Annotated in this window: 23 protein-coding genes; 19 read left to right on the plus strand and 4 right to left on the minus strand. The window is 57.5% G+C overall.

The window, feature by feature from the left end:
- Window positions 1-117: 117 nt before the first annotated feature.
- From ACQY4M_RS07480 to ACQY4M_RS07505, 6 genes are all read left to right on the plus strand, one after another.
- On the plus strand, window positions 118-2,820 hold the full coding sequence (locus ACQY4M_RS07480) for an ATP-binding domain-containing protein (protein ID WP_428542722.1): 2,703 nt from the start codon (window positions 118-120) through the stop codon (window positions 2,818-2,820).
- Window positions 2,821-3,006: 186 nt separating this feature from the next.
- Window positions 3,007-3,231: a hypothetical protein gene (locus ACQY4M_RS07485; RefSeq protein ID WP_428541215.1), complete on the plus strand. Its 225-nt coding sequence runs from the start codon at window positions 3,007-3,009 to the stop codon at window positions 3,229-3,231.
- On the plus strand, window positions 3,228-3,728 hold the full coding sequence (locus tag ACQY4M_RS07490) for a DUF2924 domain-containing protein (RefSeq protein ID WP_428542725.1): 501 nt from the start codon (window positions 3,228-3,230) through the stop codon (window positions 3,726-3,728). The genes ACQY4M_RS07485 and ACQY4M_RS07490 overlap by 4 nt, the downstream gene beginning before the upstream one ends.
- Entirely contained in the window at window positions 3,728-5,038 is a 1,311-nt protein-coding gene (locus tag ACQY4M_RS07495) for a recombinase family protein (protein WP_428542728.1), read from the plus strand. The genes ACQY4M_RS07490 and ACQY4M_RS07495 overlap by 1 nt, the downstream gene beginning before the upstream one ends.
- A 148-nt stretch (window positions 5,039-5,186) precedes the next feature.
- Complete coding sequence (locus tag ACQY4M_RS07500) at window positions 5,187-5,414, plus strand: hypothetical protein (RefSeq protein WP_428542731.1); 228 nt, start codon at window positions 5,187-5,189, stop codon at window positions 5,412-5,414.
- A gap of 80 nt (window positions 5,415-5,494) precedes the next feature.
- Window positions 5,495-6,538, plus strand: a complete 1,044-nt coding sequence (locus ACQY4M_RS07505) for an IS5 family transposase (protein WP_428539221.1) — start codon at window positions 5,495-5,497, stop codon at window positions 6,536-6,538.
- A gap of 109 nt (window positions 6,539-6,647) precedes the next feature.
- Here the strand turns inward: ACQY4M_RS07505 and ACQY4M_RS07510 are convergent, their stop codons facing one another.
- Together ACQY4M_RS07510 and ACQY4M_RS07515 are read right to left on the minus strand one after the other, a co-directional pair.
- The gene (locus ACQY4M_RS07510) at window positions 6,648-7,571 is read right to left on the minus strand and encodes a metallophosphoesterase (RefSeq protein ID WP_428542734.1); all 924 of its coding nucleotides are present in this window, start codon (window positions 7,569-7,571) and stop codon (window positions 6,648-6,650) included.
- A gap of 559 nt (window positions 7,572-8,130) precedes the next feature.
- Window positions 8,131-8,262: a hypothetical protein gene (locus ACQY4M_RS07515; protein WP_428542737.1), complete on the minus strand. Its 132-nt coding sequence runs from the start codon at window positions 8,260-8,262 to the stop codon at window positions 8,131-8,133.
- Window positions 8,263-8,596: 334 nt separating this feature from the next.
- On the opposite strand from ACQY4M_RS07515, the gene ACQY4M_RS07520 reads away from it, so the two are divergent.
- The 7 genes from ACQY4M_RS07520 (at window position 8,597) to ACQY4M_RS07550 (ending at window position 14,422) form a co-directional block, all read left to right on the plus strand.
- Entirely contained in the window at window positions 8,597-9,658 is a 1,062-nt protein-coding gene (locus tag ACQY4M_RS07520; RefSeq protein WP_428542740.1) for an alcohol dehydrogenase catalytic domain-containing protein, read from the plus strand.
- Window positions 9,659-9,705: 47 nt separating this feature from the next.
- Window positions 9,706-11,193 carry a toluene monooxygenase gene (locus ACQY4M_RS07525; RefSeq protein WP_428542743.1) on the plus strand — a complete coding sequence of 496 codons (1,488 nt, stop codon included), beginning with the start codon at window positions 9,706-9,708 and terminating at the stop codon, window positions 11,191-11,193.
- A 12-nt stretch (window positions 11,194-11,205) separates the two neighbouring features.
- A complete protein-coding gene (locus ACQY4M_RS07530; protein ID WP_428542746.1) occupies window positions 11,206-11,466 on the plus strand; it encodes a toluene-4-monooxygenase system B family protein in 261 nt (86 codons plus the stop codon).
- A 26-nt stretch (window positions 11,467-11,492) separates the two neighbouring features.
- On the plus strand, window positions 11,493-11,831 hold the full coding sequence (locus tag ACQY4M_RS07535) for a Rieske 2Fe-2S domain-containing protein (protein ID WP_428542749.1): 339 nt from the start codon (window positions 11,493-11,495) through the stop codon (window positions 11,829-11,831).
- Between the two features lie 85 nt (window positions 11,832-11,916).
- Window positions 11,917-12,225, plus strand: coding sequence for an MmoB/DmpM family protein (locus ACQY4M_RS07540; protein ID WP_428542752.1), 309 nt, complete (start codon window positions 11,917-11,919; stop codon window positions 12,223-12,225).
- A 73-nt stretch (window positions 12,226-12,298) separates the two neighbouring features.
- Window positions 12,299-13,300: an aromatic/alkene monooxygenase hydroxylase subunit beta gene (locus tag ACQY4M_RS07545; protein WP_428542755.1), complete on the plus strand. Its 1,002-nt coding sequence runs from the start codon at window positions 12,299-12,301 to the stop codon at window positions 13,298-13,300.
- A 99-nt stretch (window positions 13,301-13,399) separates the two neighbouring features.
- Complete coding sequence (locus ACQY4M_RS07550; RefSeq protein WP_428542758.1) at window positions 13,400-14,422, plus strand: 2Fe-2S iron-sulfur cluster-binding protein; 1,023 nt, start codon at window positions 13,400-13,402, stop codon at window positions 14,420-14,422.
- 2 nt (window positions 14,423-14,424) lie between these two features.
- On the opposite strand, the gene ACQY4M_RS07555 is transcribed toward ACQY4M_RS07550, so the two are convergent.
- Both ACQY4M_RS07555 and ACQY4M_RS07560 read right to left on the minus strand, forming a co-directional pair.
- Window positions 14,425-15,219 (minus strand): DODA-type extradiol aromatic ring-opening family dioxygenase, encoded by a 795-nt coding sequence (locus ACQY4M_RS07555; protein WP_428542761.1) that lies wholly within the window; start codon window positions 15,217-15,219, stop codon window positions 14,425-14,427.
- 5 nt (window positions 15,220-15,224) lie between these two features.
- Window positions 15,225-16,046, minus strand: coding sequence for an alpha/beta fold hydrolase (locus tag ACQY4M_RS07560; RefSeq protein WP_428542764.1), 822 nt, complete (start codon window positions 16,044-16,046; stop codon window positions 15,225-15,227).
- Window positions 16,047-16,355: 309 nt separating this feature from the next.
- Between ACQY4M_RS07560 and ACQY4M_RS07565 the strand changes: the two genes are divergently transcribed.
- Genes ACQY4M_RS07565 through ACQY4M_RS07590 form a run of 6 tightly spaced genes read left to right on the plus strand, consistent with a single transcriptional unit; the run spans window position 16,356 to window position 20,263 of the window.
- Window positions 16,356-16,529: a hypothetical protein gene (locus tag ACQY4M_RS07565; RefSeq protein ID WP_428542767.1), complete on the plus strand. Its 174-nt coding sequence runs from the start codon at window positions 16,356-16,358 to the stop codon at window positions 16,527-16,529.
- 20 nt (window positions 16,530-16,549) lie between these two features.
- A complete protein-coding gene (locus ACQY4M_RS07570; RefSeq protein ID WP_428542770.1) occupies window positions 16,550-17,068 on the plus strand; it encodes a peroxiredoxin in 519 nt (172 codons plus the stop codon).
- Window positions 17,068-17,403 (plus strand): phenol hydroxylase subunit, encoded by a 336-nt coding sequence (locus tag ACQY4M_RS07575; protein ID WP_428542773.1) that lies wholly within the window; start codon window positions 17,068-17,070, stop codon window positions 17,401-17,403. The genes ACQY4M_RS07570 and ACQY4M_RS07575 overlap by 1 nt, the downstream gene beginning before the upstream one ends.
- A gap of 39 nt (window positions 17,404-17,442) precedes the next feature.
- Complete coding sequence (locus ACQY4M_RS07580; protein WP_428542776.1) at window positions 17,443-18,438, plus strand: aromatic/alkene monooxygenase hydroxylase subunit beta; 996 nt, start codon at window positions 17,443-17,445, stop codon at window positions 18,436-18,438.
- An 11-nt stretch (window positions 18,439-18,449) separates the two neighbouring features.
- A complete protein-coding gene (locus ACQY4M_RS07585) occupies window positions 18,450-18,722 on the plus strand; it encodes an MmoB/DmpM family protein (protein ID WP_428542779.1) in 273 nt (90 codons plus the stop codon).
- A gap of 20 nt (window positions 18,723-18,742) precedes the next feature.
- Window positions 18,743-20,263, plus strand: a complete 1,521-nt coding sequence (locus ACQY4M_RS07590; RefSeq protein ID WP_428542782.1) for an aromatic/alkene/methane monooxygenase hydroxylase/oxygenase subunit alpha — start codon at window positions 18,743-18,745, stop codon at window positions 20,261-20,263.
- The last annotated feature ends 16 nt before the right edge of the window (window positions 20,264-20,279 follow it).

A 20,279-nucleotide genomic window follows, 5' to 3' on the forward strand; every position in this document is an offset into this window, starting at 1 on the left:
TCAGGCCGGATTTTGGGGGATTTTTAGAGGTTCCCGTATGACAATACCGCAAGGCGTGAGATATTAATGGAATGCACCGTTCGTGGATGGACGAAAACCAATTTTAGAGGACGATAGATGGCAATTAGTCAACAGAACCAGGTTCAAATCGAAAATGTCGCCGGCGAAGCCCTGGATACCTTTGCCAAGGTGGCCGAGGCGGCTCAGTCGGAGCTGGATTCTTCCACGCAAGGTGTCACCCCGACGAATGTCGCTGTCAACAACACCTTCACCGGGACAGAGGCCGTAAAAACACAATCAAACATTTCGAGTAACACCCGCGACGGTTATCACCTCCTGTGCAAAGAGCCAGCCATTGCCCGTGTGGTTGTAGAGGATGAAGATGGCGTCCGGCAAACTTATTACATCTGCAGGAAATCAACGGTTTCGCTAGATAATCACGAGATCAAACTGGCAAGCTATCGTTCACCGGTCGGTCGTCTTGCCTCAATGCCCGTTGGCGATGGTCTGACGTTACCTCGGGGCGGTGAAACCGTTGAAGTCGAAATCATTGAAGTTGCTCGCTTCCATCCAGAATTTTCAAGCGCAGAATGGGATGCCCGCAATTCATCGTTTCACGGGGAATCATACGGGCCAATCACGGTCGAATCTCTTCGCGCGTTACTGAAAAAATCAGCTGGGGATGACATCGATGAAAGCCTGCTCGACAGCCTTCTGAGCGAAGAAACCGATGAAGGGCTGATCGTCGAGGGGCTGCGCCGCAATGTCATCAAGAAAATGGGCCTGCGCGACCAACCCATTCTCGACCAGTATCAGGATGAAATCTTCCGATTGCCACTCGACAGCCAACTTCTGATCCTCGGCGCGCCCGGTACAGGAAAAACCACGACATTAATCCGGCGTCTCGGGCAGAAGCTTGATATTGATTTCCTTGACGAGAACGAAAAGCGCCTTGTCCAGGCTGACAATCCCACCGGGCGGCAGCGTCATTCCGAAAGCTGGATCATGTTCACGCCGACAGAGCTCCTGAAGCTTTATGTCAAGGAAGCATTTGCCAAGGAGGGCGTCGCGGCACCAGATGATAGAATTCGCACCTGGACGTCGTTCAGGGATAATCTGGCTCGAAACCAGTTCAAAATCTTGCGCTCCGCGACCAGCAATAGTGGCTTCAGAATGAACCCGTCGAGGCCAGCAGAAACCCTCGCACCGGACACCATAATTCGCCAAACTGTCTTTTTCGAGGATTTCGACAATTGGCAAAGAGAGGCCTTCCTACAGGAAATGAATGATGCCGCTCGAAAACTTGGTAAGCATTCTTCACCCGAAATCTCGAATTTTGGTGACCGTGCCATCCGCTTCATCGAGAAATCCGGAACGTCGCCGCGCCCGAGTCTTTTCGCGGATTTGCTTGGACTATCAGGAGAAATCCAAACCACGCTCGGTCGCCTGAAAGAAGAGTCCGATAAGCTAATTCGAAGCACGCTCAACCTTCTGGTCAACAAGGATCGGCAGTTTTTGGATGATCTGGCGAAATTTCTTGAAAGCCTTGCCGAGTCTGACGAAGAGCCCGATGATCAGGAAGCGGACGATGAGGATAGCGAAAACACACCCAGGTTTGGCCGCCAGGCTGCTTTCACCCGGTATTTCCAAGCTGTACGTGCTGTATCCAGATCCAAGGCTGGCAAGCGAAAAATCTCGCCAAAAAGCAACACTGGGAAAATCCTTGATTGGATCGGGGACAGATTACCACAGGATTCCGATCTGCTTACTATCGGCGAGAGTCTGGTCGTCCAATCCGCCCTCAGATGGTTCGTCAATCCGGTGAGGAGATATGTCGATGGCACACCGGGTCGGTATCGGCAGTTCCGCCGCCTGCGCCAGGCGGAAAATCGCTGGTTCAGCCAAAAGGATTTCAGCCGCTCCGACCTGCACCCCATTGAAGTCGACGCGATTTTGCTGGCCATGCTGCAAATCTCGGACGAGATCGTCACTGGCCCCCGTATCCTGAGCGATTCCGAAGGTCCTGTCCAAGCCATCGTGGAAAGAATGGAAGACCTGTATCAAACACAGGTTCTCGTCGACGAGGTCACAGATTTTTCACCTTTGCAGCAGGCCTGCATGGCAAAGTTGGCTCGCCCCGGCATTCGTTCGTTTTTCGCCTGCGGTGATTTCAATCAACGCGTAACGAGTTGGGGGACCCGAACACAAACGGATATGGATTGGGCACTTCCGAAAATCCAAACTCGCGAAATCACTGTCGCATACCGCCAAACTCGCAATCTCCATGATTTCGCCCGGAAAATCGTCGAGGTGTCCGGCGAGTCATCTGCTGAAGCCGTTCTCCCCAAATATGCTGAAAATGAAGGGGTGCCCCCGCTTTTGGCTGTCGGCATGGATGATTTGGAGCGTAAGTCCAGATGGCTGGAAGAGCGGATCAAGGAAATCGAGCGATCCCTGCACGAACTACCTTCCATCGCAATTCTGGTAAATTCGGAAGACGAGGTTTTGCCAGTCGCCGAAGGCCTTGGTGACACCTTGTCCGATTTGAACATTCGGGTTGTTCCATGTCCCAATGGGCAAGTAAGGGGAAATGAAAGTGAAGTCAGGGTATTCTCTGTCGAGCACATCAAGGTGCTCGAGTTCGAGGCGGTTTTCTTCGTCGGTCTGGATCGCCTCGCCGAGCAACATCCGGATCTATTCGATAAGTACCTGTATGTCGGCGCGACACGCGCAGCGACATATCTCGGGTTGACGTGCGAAACTGATCTTCCGGAACCCATGAAGGGTCTGGCAGATCTGTTCGGCGAAAGCTGGGCGTAAGCGCTCAGAGACCAAGAATAGAATCATACGAACACATTGGATCCGGAAATCCGAGTGAGCCTCGGCAATCCCTTTCTAATGTTTTCGCCCCACCACGCACGGTTACGTCAACTCATTGATATTACTTGATATACTCTCACACATCCCTTTCATACGACAAAACCAACTCACTCTCTGGAGGTCGTTATGGAAGAACAAATCGTGGGGCCGGACCCTTTTCCGGTGGACAGGATGAATGCGGAGGAGCGGCTGGCCGATCTGGGCCGCATCCTGGCGGCGGGCATCCGGCGGATGCGCGGGGCAGAGCCGGAAACTGGCGAACCCAAACCTGATACGCCCCGCTATGTCGAGGTGGTCGGCAAGAGCCGCCGCGGGCGGCGCACCAGGATCCGGATCGGGGGTGGCAAATGACGTCCGCCCCTGCATCCCCGCCCAAACCGGGCGAACACCCCGCCACCGACCAAACCGTTCTCTCCCGCCTCGCGGCCCTGAAAACCATGAGCGTGAACGAGCTGAAGGAAGAATGGGAACGGCTTTTTGCTTCTGGCGCGCCCAACAACAGCCGGTCCTACCTGGAAATCCGCATTGCCTACCGCATTCAGGAACTGACCCATGGCGGGCTGTCCAAGAAAAGCCGCCAGATGCTGAAGGCACTGTCCGCCGAGATGCACGGCAAGCGGCTGGGCGGCCAGCCCAAAATGCTGGACGATCGCAAACCCATCCCCGGCACCCGCCTGATCCGTGAATGGCAGGGCGTCACTCATGTGGTCACCGTTCAGCCCGACGGCTTCGATTATGGCGGCCAGCGCTACAAATCGCTTTCCAAGGTGGCCAACACCATCACCGGCAAGCACTGGAACGGGTTCGCATTTTTCGGCCTTGGTCGTGCGCGGAAAGGCGGTGCCTGATGGATGGATCATTGCAAGCCACCCGCAAACTGCGCTGCGCCATTTACACCCGCAAATCCACCGAGGACGGGCTGGAGCAGGAATTCAACACGCTGCATGCCCAACGCGAGGCCTGCGAGGCCTATATCACCAGCCAGCGGTCCGAAGGCTGGGTCGCGGTGCGCGAACATTACGACGATGGCGGGTTCTCCGGCGGCACGCTGGAGCGCCCCGCGCTGCGCCAGATGTTGGCCGACATCGAGGACGGGCTGGTCGATGTGATCGTGGTCTACAAGATCGACCGACTCAGCCGCTCGCTAATGGATTTCGCCAGGCTGGTGGAGATTTTCGACCGCAATCAGGTGACATTCGTCTCGGTCACGCAATCCTTCAACACCACCACGTCGATGGGGCGGCTGACGCTCAATATCCTGCTGAGCTTTGCCCAGTTCGAGCGTGAGGTCACCGGCGAGCGCATCCGCGATAAGATTGCCGCCTCGCGCCGGAAGGGCATGTGGATGGGTGGCAGCGTGCCGTTCGGCTATGTGCTCCAGGACCGGAAATTGGTGCCCCATGATATTGAGGCCCCGATCGTGAAGGCAGCGTTCGAGCGCTATATCGACCTTGGCTCCAGCACCTTGCTGGCGCGGGAACTGCAGGCCAAGGGCGTGACCACCAAGGCGGGCAATCCACCGAATTCCCAATTCGTCATCCGCATGCTGCAAAATCCGGTCTATGCGGGCATGGCGCGCCACAAGGAAAAGAGCTTTCAGGGCGAGCATGAGGCCATCGTCGATCAGGCCACATGGGACCGCGTGCAGGAGCGGCTCAAAGCTAACGGTCGCAAGCACCGGCGCGGGCGGCGGCCGAAAAACCCCGCCTATCTGCGCGGGTTGATTTTCCATGAGAACGGCGCAGCCATGACCCCGCATCACACCGGCAAGAAGAACAAGGAATACTGCTATTACGTTTCGACCGACTATCTGAAAATCCGCCACACCGAGCCCTCCGCCGCACCGCAACGCCTCGCCGCCGGCATGGTCGAAGGCGCGGTGGTGCGCGAATTGCGCCGTGTATTGCGTTCCCCCGAAATTGCCGCGCGCACGGCGGCGGAACTGTGCAGCAACGCTGAAACCAGCGAGGTTGCCGCTGCACTACAGGATTTCGACAGCCTCTGGGCCCAGCTTTTCCACAATGAGCGCGCCCGCATCGTCCAACTACTGGTGCAGCGCGTGACCGTCACCGGCGAGGGATTGGCGATCGACCTGCGGGCCGACGGGCTGAAGGGGTTGGCAACCGAATTGATGACTGGGCAGGAGGCAAGCATATGAACACCCCCGACACCATCCGCATATTCGTGCCGCTGGAATACCGCCGCCGCAACGGTCGCACCCAGATCCTGCCGCCCGAGAACCGGCTCGATGCCGAAGACCGCCAACAGGACCCCCACATCCTGCGCGCCCTGGCCCGCGCATGGGAATGGCGGCGGAAACTGGGGAGGCGAACACGATCAGCGATCTCGCGGCCGATGCAGAGCTGGCTGATCGGCATGTCAGTCGCCAAATCCGCCTCGCCTACCTTGCGCCCGCAGTCATCGAGCGCATGATCGTGGAACAGGAAATTCCGGCCGTCAGGATCATTGATCTGATCGATGCCGTATCATTGCCTTGGGCCGAGCAAGAGGCCGCGGTGTTTGAAACTGGATGATAAAGACCTCTGCATAACATCGGGATTCCCCCGGGTTGGCCGTTTTGGTAAGCTAGCCGGGAAATCTCTGGGGTGAATAGATGGACCTTTTCCTGCACGAAGCGGCGGCACGGATCGGCGCGGATGACGTTCTGTCGAAGATCGACGCGCTGATGGATTGGAACTCGTTTTTGCCGATCCTGCGGCGCGGTCTGGGGCGCTCGGGGATCGGGCCTCAGGGCTATGATCCGCTGGTTCTGTTCAAGTGTCTTCTGGTTGGCCAGTGGCACGGGCTGAGCGACCCGAAGCTGGAGCGGGCCTTGAAGGTGCGGCTGGATTTCATGCTGTTCTGCGGGCTCGATCTGCACGCGTCGGTGCCGGATGAGACGACCCACTGCCGGTTCCGCAATGCGCTGGTCCGGGGTGGCGTTTACGATGAGCTGCTGGCCGAGGTCTGCCGCCAGATCGAGGCGCATGGGCTGAAGCTGAAAGAGGCTGAGGCGGCGATCATTGATGCGACCCTGATCGCGGCGGCGGCGCGCCCGCGCACCCATATCGACGCCCCGCAGGACCGGGCAGAGGACGGGGCAAGGGAAGGGACGCCGGATGATCCGCCCGAGGTCTCACCCGACGGGGCACAGCTGCATTTCAGCGCCGACCCTGATGCCCGCTGGGTCAAGAAGGGCCGCAAGAGCACGCTCGGCTACAAGGGCTTTGCCCGCTGCGACGAAGAGGGCTTTATCGACAAGGTGCACACCACGCCCGCCAATGCCGCCGAAAGCCCCGAATTCGCCACCATGATCGCGGGCGCAAAGGCGCAGCGGGTGCTGGCCGACAAGGCCTATGCGAGCAAGGCCAACCGCCAGATGCTGCGCGGCAAATACCGCGACGGCATCCTGCGCAAGGCAGCGCGCGGCCGCCCCCTGCGGCAATCGGAGAAACGCTTCAACCGGCTGATTTCGAAACGCCGCTTCCGCATCGAGCAGACTTTCGGCACGATGAAACGCCTCTTCGGCCTGCAGCGGGCGAGATATTTCGGGCGCGCCAGGGTGCATGCCCAGATGGTCATGGCCGCCATCGCGCAAAACCTGCTCAAGGCCGCAAACAGGATCACCCTCAACCCGCAAACCCCCGCAATCGCATAGCCCCAAACCCCGCCACCCGTCTGTCCGCCGGACCCGCAGGGGCGCAAGGTGGGCGGCCGAAATCTTGCTTCAACCGAAAGCCATGGCCTCATGCAGAGGTCTTTAATATTCAATCCCCGTGGCGCTTGATCTTTTCCAATGTCAGCCGATCATCCCCGTCCATACCATATGACATAAGCGGACCATCTTTGCCGGCGGAATAATCAAGACACAGAGCGTTCGGGGCTTGCAACACCGGCTGCCCGGTCAGCCAGTAATGGCCGAAGAACACCGGCTTGGCCGTTTCGGGGTAGACCATTGCCGATACATCCGCAGGCAGCCCACCCTTGGGTAAATCATCCGGTTCGGGCACTGACATGGCAATGTCGGCCCAGCTTTGTCCCTCCCCATTCCACCATTTTACCCGCACCTCGGTGCGCTGGTTGCCATCCTTGTCAGCAAAGCTGTGCCCATTCGGCAAGATAACCTCGGGGCCTTTGGTAATAGTTTCCACGAGATCATTGAGCGGATCGGCCGGATCGGCGGCCATGATGAGTTTTTCTTCCGATAGCACGCCCGAGGCCGTTTCCGTCTCCAGCCGAGCAATAAGCCCCTCGTCCCAGCAGGCATGCACGGCGCGAAACCCGTCAAGTTTCAGATAGAGCGGAAGGCTGCGCATCCAGCCGATGACATCACGCGTGGCGGTGCTTTCCGGCGGGAATTCATCCAGAAAGCTCTGGTGCTGACGCAGGTTTCTAGGGGACCACGGGCGCAAAGGCACGCCGGTTTCGGGATGCTTGGTATGGAAATGGATCGCGTTCAGTTCGTGATTGCCCATCACCGCCAGCGCTGTTCCGGCATCCAGCATCCCGCGCACCAGAGCGATGACATCCTCGTTTCGCGGGCCACGATCGATGAAATCGCCCAGAAAAACGCAAATGCGCCCGGGGTCCGAGTGCCGCCACGCTCCGTTTCGCCTTGCATACCCCAGTGAGGTCAGAGCGTGCTCCAGCTTTTCAAACTGGCCGTGAATGTCGGGAATGATATCGTACAAACTGTCCTCCAATTTCCAGATTGTATCTGGTTATCACAGGAAAAGGCAGCGCCATTCTCGTGGCCCCTGTTCAATGCATCCACCGAAGTCACCCCCGCACTGCCCTGCGGCTTTTCGCGCCAAAACGCCCCCTTCGGGTTTCTCTCGTCGAGTGAGAGGATTTGACATCGTTGCAACCGGTCGGGCACGAAATTCACGAAAAATCCTTGTTTTATTGGAGTTTTCGTGACCGACCTTAAACGCCCCGAAGGTCGGTCGAATAGAGAGAAACGGGGATTAGAGAGCGTAATGAGGTGATCGGGCATTCTCGCGGGTTCGGTCACCAGGCCTAAACCCCTTTGAAACATAAGGAAAATCACCCCCGCGTCGGGGCATATCCGCGTTTTAATGAAGGCAAGTGGCGGTGGACACGACATAGAAAAAGTTTGTCTCGCGTGCGGGGGCGCATGGTGGCAATATTCGCGATAAATGCGCGTAGTTTCAGTCTCTTATTCATGTATCAGCGCGGGAATTTTCGATTGTCGTCGAGTGGTTTGGAAGCGCCGCGCATGCCATGGTGTCATTGCGCCCGTTTCATATCATCATGTTCGAACGCGCTGGCCATGCGGATGATTTCGGTCTTGCGGGCACTCCGGTCACGGGCAAAATCCCGCCGGTTCCGGACGGCGGCCGCACATATGCGGGAAAGCACGTCCGTGCCCGATCAGCACACGAAGAATCCATGCTAGCTGCCCCGCCCGTCCTGGTTGACGATGCCGTGCTGTCCCGTGGTGATGCGACAAAATGTGTACCGCGGCATGAGATCTGTTTCCCAGATTTTTCGGCTGGACCTGAACGCTTAACTGATTGTTTTTGCGTGAAAAGCCGCATATTTTTTACCAAATATAGCTATATTGACAAAAAACCGTTTTTTATTGCAATATGGTTTTTTGGTGATAGGGTGTTTTTTGGTGATAGGGTAATGTGCAAGGTGGACAAGATACCCGCAAAGGGACGTCACCATCATTTTTGCCTGGGAGGAGCAAATGAAAGCATCTGTATATTTCGGCCCCAAGGATATTCGCGCAATAGATGTGCCGGATGCCAAAATAAAAAATGATCATGAAATGCTGGTCGAGGTTTCAGCCACGTCGATTTGCGGGTCGGACCTGCATCTTTATCGGGGTGCCCTTGACGGGATCATGGAAAAGGGGCGCTCGCAGACCGGGCATGAGTTGATCGGCATTGTGCGCGAAACCGGCAAGGGTGTCGGCAACTTTCGCCCCGGTGACCGGGTGACCATGGCCTATTCCTGTTCCTGCGGGGAATGCTATACCTGCCAGGTCGGGCAAACCGCCCATTGCGAGACCACGGGCAAGGCCGTCTACGGGTTTGGCGTGGCATTCGGCGACCTCAACGGCACCCACGCCGAAGCGCTGGTTTTGCCCCATGCCGATGCCCATGCCCTTAAGGTGCCAGACACGATCGCCGACAACGCGGCGCTGACATTGTCGTGCAACCTGCCCTCGGCGGTGATTGCCAACCGGCTGGCCGCGATTGAGCCGGGCGAGAATGTGGCGCTGATCGGCCTTGGCCCGACCGGATTGATGAGCCTCGATATCGCCTTGCAGCGGGCACCGGGCAAGGTTCTGGCGCTGGATCCGGTTGTGCATCGGCGCAAGGCGGCAGCCGAGAAAGGTGTTACGGTGCTTGATCCCGGCAGCGAGGGCTGGAAGGAAACCGCGCTCGAAATGGTCGAGGGGCGCGGGTTCGACAAGGTAATCGAGGTGGTTGGCACGCCGGAATCCCTGCAGATGTCACTGGACCTGATCCGCCCTGGCGGCACCATTGCTGCCATTGGCGTGTTTACCGATACGGAATTCAATCTGGTTCCGATGGATGTATTCCTGCGCGATATCACCCTGCATATGAACGGGTTCGCCAATGTGCAGCCCTTCATGTGGGACGCCCTGCGCCTGATGGAACGGGGCGTGATTGACCCGTCACAATACTTCACCCACGAGTTTTCGCTCGCGGATATCGACAAGAGCTATGCGGCTTTCTTTGGCAAGGAAGACGGAATCAACAAGGTGCTGATACGCCCCTGACATCCGGATCAGGATGCAGAAACAACGCAACAGTGGAGGAGCTGAAAATGCTTGAACGTGAAGAATGGTATGATCTGACAAGGGCGACCAACTGGACACCGAAATACGTCACCGAGGACGAACTGTTCCCCGAAGACAAAAGCGGTGCCCGCGGCATCTCAATGGACGCGTGGGATTCTTATGACGAGCCCTACAAGGTGACATATCCCGAATATGTGTCTGTGCAGCGCGAAAAGGACAGCGGGGCCTATTCGGTCAAGGCGGCCCTGGAGCGGGCAAATTACGTGGATACCGCCGATCCCGGCTGGGTCTCCATCCTCAAGGCGCATTACGGCGGCATCGCGCTGGCTGAATATGCCGCGGCTTCGGCCGAGGCGCGGATGATGCGTTTTTCCAAGGCGCCAGGCAATCGCAACATGGCGACGTTCGGCATGATGGACGAATTGCGCCACGGCCAGATCCAAGTCTATTTCCCGCATGAACATACTAAGCGGGACCGTCAGTGGGACTGGGGCTGGAAGGCGCTGCATTCCAACGAATGGGCCGCCATCGCCGCGCGATCGTATTTCGACGACATCATGCTGACGCGCGATTCTACCGAAGTGGCGCTGATGCTGACTTTCGCCTTCGAGACCGGCTTTACCAACATGCAGTTCCTCGGCCTTGCCGCCGATGCGGCCGAAGCGGGCGACCATACCTTCGCCAGCCTGATCTCCAGCATCCAGACAGACGAAGCGCGCCACGCCCAGCAGGGCGGCCCGACGCTGAAACTGCTGATCGAGAACGGCAAGAAGGACGAAGCCCAGCAGATGATTGACGTCGCCTTCTGGCGTTCGTGGAAGCTGTTTTCGATTCTCACCGGCCCGATGATGGACTATTACACGCCGTTGGAGCATCGTAACCAGTCCTTCAAGGAATTCATGCAGGAATGGATTGTCGGTCAGTTCGAGCGCCAGTTGGTGGACCTTGGGCTTGATACGCCCTGGTATTGGGACCAGTTCCTTCACGATCTGGATACCACCCATCACGGCATGCATATGGGGGTCTGGTACTGGCGCCCGACGGCCTGGTGGAACCCGGCCGCCGGTGTAACCCCGGCTGATCGCGAATGGCTGGAAGAGAAGTACCCCGGCTGGAACGACACATGGGGCGAGGCCTGGGATGTGGTCATCGACAACCTGGTCGAAGGCAGGCCGGAACTGACCGGCCCGGCCACCCTGCCGATGATCTGCAACATGTCCAATATTCCGATCGTCGGGGTCCCCGGCCAGAAATGGGAGGTCAGAGATTTCGCGCACGAGCATGAGGGCCGCCTGTATCACTTTGGTTCGGATGTGGACCGCTGGTGCTTCAAGGTCGATCCCGATCGCTACAAGAACCACCTGAGCTTTATCGACCGTTTCCTGTCGGGCAAGATTCAGCCGATGGATCTGGCCGGTGGCCTTGAATACATGAACCTCGCCCCCGGTGAAATGGGCGACGATGCCCATAATTACGAGTGGGTCAAACACTACATGCCCAAAGCGGCTGAATAAGGGAGAAAAACAATGGCTTTATTTCCACTAAGCTCGAATTTCGAGCGTGATTTCGTGCTCCAACTGTTGCCGGTCGATACCGAGAACACCATGGACGAGGTTGCCGCTGCCGCTGCCGAGCATTCGATCAACCGTCGGGTGCGGCCACAGCCGGACAAGGTCTTGCGCGTGCGCCGGCACAGCAATGGCGAGATGTTCCCACGGGACATGAAGGTCAGCGAGGCAAACCTGATGCCAACCGAAACCGTCGATATCATCTTTGCAGACGCGTAACAGCCGGAATGGACGGATCCGAAACAATGAAGTTTGAGAAAATTTGCACCCTTGACGATGTCTGGGAAGGTGAGATGGATGCGTTCGAGACCAGCGATGGTCAAACCATTCTGATCGTTGCCCTCGAAGGCGGGGTGTTCAAAGCCTATCAGGGGATGTGCCCGCATCAGGATATCGAGCTGGCAGAAGGTGAGTTCGAAAAGGGAGTCATCACCTGTCGCGCCCATCTCTGGCAGTTCGACAGCGCATCCGGCCAGGGCGTCAATCCCAAAGACTGCCAACTGGCTGAATACCCGGTCAGGGTCGACGGGGACGACATCTATGTCAGCACCGAAGGCATCACGCCGTTCAAATCTCATTCGTAATTGAAAAAACAGCAAGCCGCCGTTCTGCAGGTCGGCTCGCCTCAACAGGGAAAGGTGCGCAAAGCGTGCCGCAAGGAGGAAAGAAATGAGTACCTCAAGAGACATGCTTAACAACAACATGGTTGGTCCGGTTATTCGGGCCGGTGATGTTGCCCGCGCCGTGGCCGAGGCCGCCGAGATCGACAATCCCGACAAGGAAATTGTCGTCTCGGACCGGCTGGCCTATCTACGCATTCAGGCCGAAGAGGAGATGGTTCTCAGACAGGAAACCATCGAGGAAATGCTGGGGCGTCCGTTCAAGATGAAGGATCTGGAAATCAACCTCAGTTCCTTTGCCGGGCAAATCCGCATGAGCGACGATCATGTCCGTTTTTATCTCAACATCACTGTCTGAAGCCATTCCGGCGCATTGCGGTACGATGGTCTCGCCGCGCGCCAGAAGGATCTGACACAGGAAAGGAAACATCATGGCTGAAGAAGCTGTAGCCCCAACCCCTTTGAAGCCGCTGAAAACCTGGTCGCATCTGGCCGGCAACCGCAAGCGGCCCAGCGAATACGACGTTGTGAGCGTGCGCATGCACTATCGTAACTCCAACACCGAAGCTACTTATGAACAAAGCCCGGATTCACCGTGGAACCAGTGGTACGAGCAATATTGCTATGGAGGGGCGCTCAAGCACGATGACTGGGACACCTTTCGCGACCCCGACGAGTTCATCTATCGCACCTATAACATCATCCAGGATGGTCAGGAGGTGCACGTCAACTCGATGTTCGACCAGTTCGCCGAGCGCGAACATGATCAGGCACTGGAAAAGGACTGGGTAGATACGCTGGCGAAACTCTATACGCCGTCGCGCTATCCATTCCACGCGCTGCAAATGGCCTCGGCCTATATCATGCAAATGGCACCCGCCAGCACCATCACCAACTGCGCCATTTTCCAGACGGCCGACAGCCTGCGTTGGTTGACCCACACCGCCTATCGCACACGCGAGTTGGCCAACAATCACCCCGGGGCGGGCTTTGGCGAGAACGAGCGCGCGATCTGGGAAAATGATCCGGCCTGGCAGGGCTTTCGCGAGTTGCTGGAAAAGGCGCTGATTGCCTGGGACTGGGGCGAGGCCTTTGTGGCGATCAATCTGGTCGCCAAACCGGCCATCGAAGAAGCGTTGCTGGTGCAGCTTGGCAAGGCGGGCCGCGAAAACGGCGACACTCTGCTTGGCTTGCTGACCCAGGCCCAGATGCTGGATGCTCAACGTCACCGCCGCTGGGCCACCGCCCTTGTGGAAATGGCTCTGACCCAGGATGGCAACAAAGAGGTGCTGGAAGGCTGGATTGCCAAATGGCAACCGCTTGCCGACAAGGCCGTCGAGGCCTATTGCGCCGCCACCCCTGACCGTCCGGATGCCGCGCACGATGCCAAAGCCGCTGCCGCAACGTTCCGCAAGTCGCTCGGCTTGGGCTGATACAATCGCAATAAATGCGGGTGGCAGAGCGGCGTTACCGTTCTGCCACCCGCTGTTCCCTGGATCTACAATTTCACAAAAACCGCGCGGGAAAATGATATGACCAGCTACCGGATTAAATCGGATGCCACCGGAGACGTGTTTGAGTGCGACAGCGGCGATACCGTGCTGCGCTCGGCCCTGCGTGCCGGTGTGAATTTCAGCTATGAATGCAATTCTGGGGGCTGTGGTGCCTGCAAGTTCGAGGCGATTGAAGGAACATTCACCACGCTGTGGCCCGATGCGCCGGGGCTGAGCCGGCGTGACATCCGCAAAGGGCGGATGCTTGGCTGTCAATGTGTTCCCGATGGCGATGCGGTGATCCGTTTCAACCCCGACCCGGAAGCCGAACCTGACAGGGTGGCACGCCCGCAAAGGGGCAGCCTGACCCTGCGCGAGGTCAATATGCTGACTGCGGACATGGCCGAATTTGTCTTTGAGGGTGACGGGGCCGAGCGTTTCCTACCCGGCCAGATCGCGATGTTCGATCTGCCCGGCATTACCGGTGCGCGCGCCTATTCCATGTCCAACCTGCCCAATGATTCCCGGCAATGGCGCTTTATCATCAAGCACGTTCCCGGTGGGGCCGGCACCGGCTATCTGTTCGACACCCTGCAACTCGGTGACGTGTTGCCCATAGATGCGCCATACGGGAAATCCTATTTCCGCCCCGAGAATGGCCGCGATATCGTCTGCATCGCGGGTGGCTCGGGGCTTTCGCCCGTGATGTCGATTGCCCGCGCCGCAACCCGTGATCCGGCAATGGCGGGGCGGCGGGTGCTGATGTTCTATGGCGGGCGCAGCCCCGAGGATATCTGCACGCCGGGTCTGGTTTCCGAACTGAACGGCCCTGGTGCCGAAATCACCTGTTTCAACGCCATTTCCGATGAAACCCGTGCCGGCGAATGGGACGGCGATTGTTGCTTCATTCACGAATTGGCCGAACGCACGCTGGGGGATGAGATGGCGGCATATGACTATTACTTCTGTGGCCCGCCGCCAATGACCGATGCGGTGCAGCGGATGTTGATGATCGAACACAAGGTCCTGTTCGACCAGCTTTATTTCGACCGATTTTTCTGAGATCAGGAAAACTGCAAGACATCCATCGGCAGCACCGCGTAGTTGGTCGAGCGATGCAGGCGCTTGCCCCGCGCCCCTTCCCCACCGGCACCAAGGGCAAATAACAGCGGCAGGATATGGTCGTCGGTCGGGTGGTTTTCACGGCCCCCGGGCCAGCTGTCGATGCCGTTCAGAAGAACCTCCGGATCGGGGGCCTTGCAACGCTCGGTGATCCAGTCGGCAAAACCGCGCGCAAAGGCGGCTTCGGGGGCATCCAGCCGGTGCACCGCACCAAAGAACCGGCCAAGGTTGTGGCTGATCGCACCCGAGCCGATCAGCAAGATGCCTTCATGGCGCAAAGGAGCCAGCGCGCGGCCCAGTTCATGGTGAAAACGCAGATCCCGCGACGGGGTGATCGACAGCGGCAGAACCGGAACATCGGCCTTGGGCCAGGCCAGCATCAGCGGGTTCCAGATGCCGTGGTCCAGCCCCCGCTCAGGGTCGATCCCGGCATTAATTCCCGCCGCTTTCAGGCGCGCTGCGATATCGGCGGCCAGCACCGGATCACCGAGGGCGGGATAGGTCATCTGATAGAGAGCATCGGGAAAGCCGCCGAAATCATGCACGGTTTCGGGGCGTTCGGCACCGCCGATGCGCGCACCTGCCGCCTCGTAATGGGCCGAGCAGACCACGATGGCGCGCGGGCGGGGCATTGCCGCCCCGAGGCCGGCCAGAAAGTGGCGGGCGGGGCAATCCTCCAGCACCAGAGACGGCGCGCCGTGGGACAGGAACAGGCTGGGCAAAACCGGATATGTCATGGCACCTATCCGGCCAGAAAGTCACTCAGCAACGCATTGAAACGGTCGCGTTTCTCGATCTGGGTCCAGTGGCCACAATTGCGGAACAGGTGCAGTTCTGAATTGGGCATCAACTCGAACAAGCGCTGTGCGTTTTCCGGTGGAATAACCTTGTCTTCGCGCCCGTGTACCACCAGCGTTGGTGCGGTAATGGCGGCAATATCGGCTTCATCGCTGGCCATGGCATCGACCCATTGCTGGCGCGGCGCGGGGAACATGGCGCTGAAGGCTTCCATCACCCCCGGTCGGGCCGAGGCCCGATAGCGCAGCTCGGCCAGATCATCGCTGACCAGCCCCTGATCAAAGGCGAATATTCCCAGCAGGCGCTTCATGTTTCCAACCGAATTCTGATAGCCCCAGACCGCATCGAGCCCTTCTGTCAGGTCGAATTTCAGCCCGACGGCCCCCATCAGGACCAAGCGGTTCACATCCTCGGGATAACGAATGGCATAGGCCAGCGCCAGCGCCCCGCCAAAGGAATTGCCAAGGATCGAGACAGGCCCCAGGTCAAGTGCCTCGACCAGACCGCGCAGATGCGCGACCCAGTTTTCCATGGAGTATTCGAAGCCCTCGGGGGCGGCAGTATAGCCGAACCCGACCATATCCGGCGCAATGCAACGAAATTTCTGCCCCAGCACCGGCATGTTCAGCCGCCAGTTTGCCCAGGCGGACACGCCCGGCCCCGAGCCGTGAATGAACAGCACCGGATCCCCGGTTCCAATGTCGTGATAGTTGGTCTGGACAGCCGCAACCCCGATGGTTTTTCCGATTTCCGCGTTTTCCGTCATGGGGCTCTCCGATTCGATCTGCAAAGGCTGGCTTTGGCCGGTTCTCTGGTGGTTATACGGGCCAACATAATCGTACAAATCCAAAAAACAATGGATGTTTGGCGTAAAAACATCTGGTAGTCAAAAATATCGTTTTTAAGTTGACTTAACGCTTTTATTGCGCAACCTTGTATTTTAAGATCACAATCTACGCTTTCTGATCCTGGGGAGGATTGCCCGCACATGCCTGACCAGTCCGTATCGGGCCGGAAAAACTGGGGAAATGTGTTGGCATTGGAGAGGCACTGTTAACTGCGGAGGAGCAAATTCATGACCTGCAATGAAACCGAAGAAACCGAAGCCAAAACATGCTGTGGAGGGTGCGGTGGCTGTGGCCGCTATGCCCGGGCCGATACGGCAGAAGGCACCGATACCGACGAAACGGCAGGCCAGGGCTGCAGTTCGAACGCCGATGCCTATGATTTCCTGGAAACCTTGAGCTGATATACTTCGGAAGGCCTGATATGTTAAGCAAGAAACTACCCGACGTCGTATTTCACACCCGCGTGCGCGATGAATCCATTGGCGGGGACAACCCTTTTCGCTGGCAGGATGTGACAACGGGCGACCTGTTTGCGGGCAAGCGCGTTGTTCTGTTCTCGCTGCCGGGCGCCTTCACGCCGACCTGTTCGACCTTTCAGTTGCCCGACTTTGAAAAGCTGTACGACCAGTTTGTGGCAAAGGGGATCGACGAAATTTACTGCCTGTCGGTCAATGATTCCTTTGTCATGAATGCCTGGGGAAAATCACAAAATCTGCAGAAGGTTAAGCTGATCCCGGATGGCTCGGGCGAGTTTACCCGAAAAATGGGCATGCTGGTCATCAAGGACAACCTGGGCTTTGGCATGCGTTCATGGCGTTACGGCGCAGTGGTAAATGACGGCGAGATCGAGGCCTGGTTCGAAGAGCCGGGATTTGCCGACAATGCAGGGGATGATCCCTACGGGGAATCCTCGCCGCAAAACATCCTGAAGGCATTGTGATGCCCGCGCTTCGCTTCGTCAATCTTAAGGACCCTGAATTGGGGTTTCGCTATGGAAACCCGCAGCGGAAGGAACTGCATATGAGTAACGGTGACAAGACTTTTAGTCCGGACAACAGATACGTGCGTATAACCGGCATTCGAAACAACCATCTGATCGAGTTCGACTTTTCCATCGGCGAGCCGGAAATGTATATCGAGCTGGTGCTGCCATTTGAGGCTTTTCAGACTTTTTGCGCCCATAACAAGGTGCAGTATCTCACCCCGGAGGAAGCTGAGCGGGTGGATTATGACCGGTTGAAATGGCGCTACGGTGAACCGAGCGTAAAGATTTAACAAATTCGCCAACACTGAGCAACCAGGAGGAAAACCCAGATGCAAATTGATATCAAGGCCAAGGTGATCAAGCCGGTCCGGCACACCTATACCCATGTGGCGAAACGGCTTGGTGGTGACAAGCCGGCAAGCCGTTATCAGGAAGCGGTGTTCGACATTCAGGCGACCGAGCATTTCCACTACCGCCCGACATGGCAGCCGGAAAAAGAGCTGTATGACGCCACCCGCACCGCGCTGGTGATGGAGGACTGGTACAAGTTTCTGGATCCGCGCCAGTATTACTATGGCAATTACTGCATGACGCGCGCCCAACAGCAGGACTCGGCCGATCGCAATTTCAAGATCGCCGAAAAGCGCGGCCTTATCGCCGCCATGCCCTACAAGGTGCGTCAGGAAATCCTGGATGTCATCGTGCCGCTGCGCCATTTCGAATGGGGCGCCAACATGAACAACACCCAGATTTGCGCCATGGGCTATGGTGCGGCGATCACCTCGACGGCAATATTGAACGCCGCCGACCGGCTGGGCAACGCGCAATACATTACCCGCATTGCCCTGTTGCTGGCCGACAACGACCCGGCCGTTCTGGACGCAGCCAAGGCGACCTGGACCGACAATGCCGAATGGCAGGGCCTGCGCCGCGTGGTGGAAAACACCCTAGTGGTCGAGGATTGGTTCGAGCTGTTCGTGGCGCAGAATCTGGTGCTTGACGGGCTGGTTCATGCGATCTTCTTTGATGCGTTTGACAAGAAAGTCACGGCAGACGGCGGCTCGGCCTATTCGTTGCTGACCGAATTCATCTTTGACTGGAACGTGGAAACCAGCCGTTGGGTTGATAAGCAGATCAAAGTGGCCACCGATGAAAGCGCCGAAAACAAGGCACTGGTCAGCGGATGGTTCAACAGCTGGCTCGGCCAGGCCGAAGAGGCCCTCGCCCCGCTGGTGAATGCTGCCTTCGACAACGGTGCCGAAGTTCTGGAAAATGCCAAGCAGGCGCTGATTGCACGCGCAGGCAAGAATGGCGTGGATGTATAAGGGAGACAGGTATGAGCAAGGTATTTCTGGCGCTTCAGGACAATGACGAAGCCCGCCCGATCGTCGAGGCGATTGTCAGGGACAATCCGGCAGCAGTGGTCGACCAGCAACCGGCCATGGTGCGCATCACCGCCGAAGGCAAGTTGGTGATCAACCGTGACACAGTTCGCGAAATCAAGGACGACCCTGATTGGGAACCCCAGGATGTGCAACTGGTGCTGATTTCATTCGGGGGGCACCTCGATGAAGAGGATGACCACTTCACTATTTACTGGAATGACTAATTTGTCGGGAGGAACACGACATGGCTAAAAAGCTGAATATGCGCGATCGCTACAAGGCAATGACCCGTTTGGGTTGGGAGCCGAGCTATCAATCCAAAGAAAAGATTTTCCCTTACGACAAATACGAGGGGATCAAGATCCATGACTGGGACGCGTGGGAAGACCCGTTCCGCATGACCATGGACGCCTATTGGAAATATCAGGGCGAGAAAGAGAAAAAGCTCTATGCAATCATAGATGCATTCGCCCAGAATAACGGGCAGCTGAACCTGACGGACGGGCGCTATGTCAACGCGTTGAAACTGTTCCTGCAGGGCGTGTCGCCGCTGGAATATCAGGCCCACCGTGGCTTTGCCCGCCAGGGCCGCCATTTCGAGGGTGAAGGTGCCCGCGTGGCCTGCCAGATGCAGTCACTGGACGAGTTGCGCCACGTGCAGACCCAGGTTCACACGATGAGCCATTACAACAAGCACTTTGACGGACTGCACAATTTCCGCGAATGGCATGACCGGGTCTGGTATCTGTCGGTGCCCAAATCGTTCTTTGACGATGCCAACACGGCGGGCCCGTTCGAATTCATGGTCGCGGTCGGCTTTTCCTTCGAATATGTGCTGACCAACCTGTTGTTCGTGCCGTTCATGTCGGGTGCTGCCTTCAACGGCGACATGTCCACCGTCACCTTCGGCTTTTCGGCGCAATCGGACGAAGCCCGCCACATGACGCTTGGCCTTGAGGCCATCAAGTTCATGCTCGAGCAGGACGAGGCCAACGTACCGATCGTTCAAAAATGGATCGATAAATGGTTGTGGCGCGGCTACAAAGTGCTGTCTCTGGTTTCGGCAATGATGGATTACATGCTGCCCGAAAGCCCGATGTCCTGGAAAGAAGCCTGGGAGATCTATTTCGAGGAAAACGGCGGTGCGTTGTTCAAGGATCTGGCCCGCTACGGCATCAAGGTGCCCAGCTACGCCGAGCTTTGCGCCAAAGAGAAAGAGCATCTGAGCCATCAGGTTTGGGGCATCCTTTACAACCACACTGCCGCCGCGGCGATTCATACATGGATGCCGGACGAAAAGAAGATGGACTGGCTCAGCGCCAAATACCCGGACACGTTCGACAAATACTACCGTCCGCGGTTCGAACACTGGAAAGAGCAGGAGGCCAAGGGCGAGCGTTATTACAGCCAGACCCTGCCGTGTATTTGTCAGACCTGCCAGATACCCATGGGCTTTACCGACATGGAAAATGACCCGACGCAGGTTGTCTATCGCTCAAGTGAATACAAGGGTGACAAGTACCACTTCTGCTCGGACATGTGCAAAACCATCTTTGATGACGAGCCCGAGAAATACGTGCAGTCGTGGCTGCCTCCACAGCAGATCTTCCAGGGAAATTGTGGCGGCGAAGGGCTGGAGAACGTGCTGAAATGGTACGGGTTCGAATTGGGAGCGGACAATATGGACTATGTCGGCTCGCCGGATGAAAAACGCTGGAACGAATGGCACGGGATTCAAGACACCAAGCCGACCGCAGCGGAATAACGGAAAAGGAGACGCA

Origin of the sequence: Profundibacter sp., assembly GCF_965277155.1 — a bacterium.
Classification (GTDB): domain Bacteria; phylum Pseudomonadota; class Alphaproteobacteria; order Rhodobacterales; family Rhodobacteraceae; genus Profundibacter.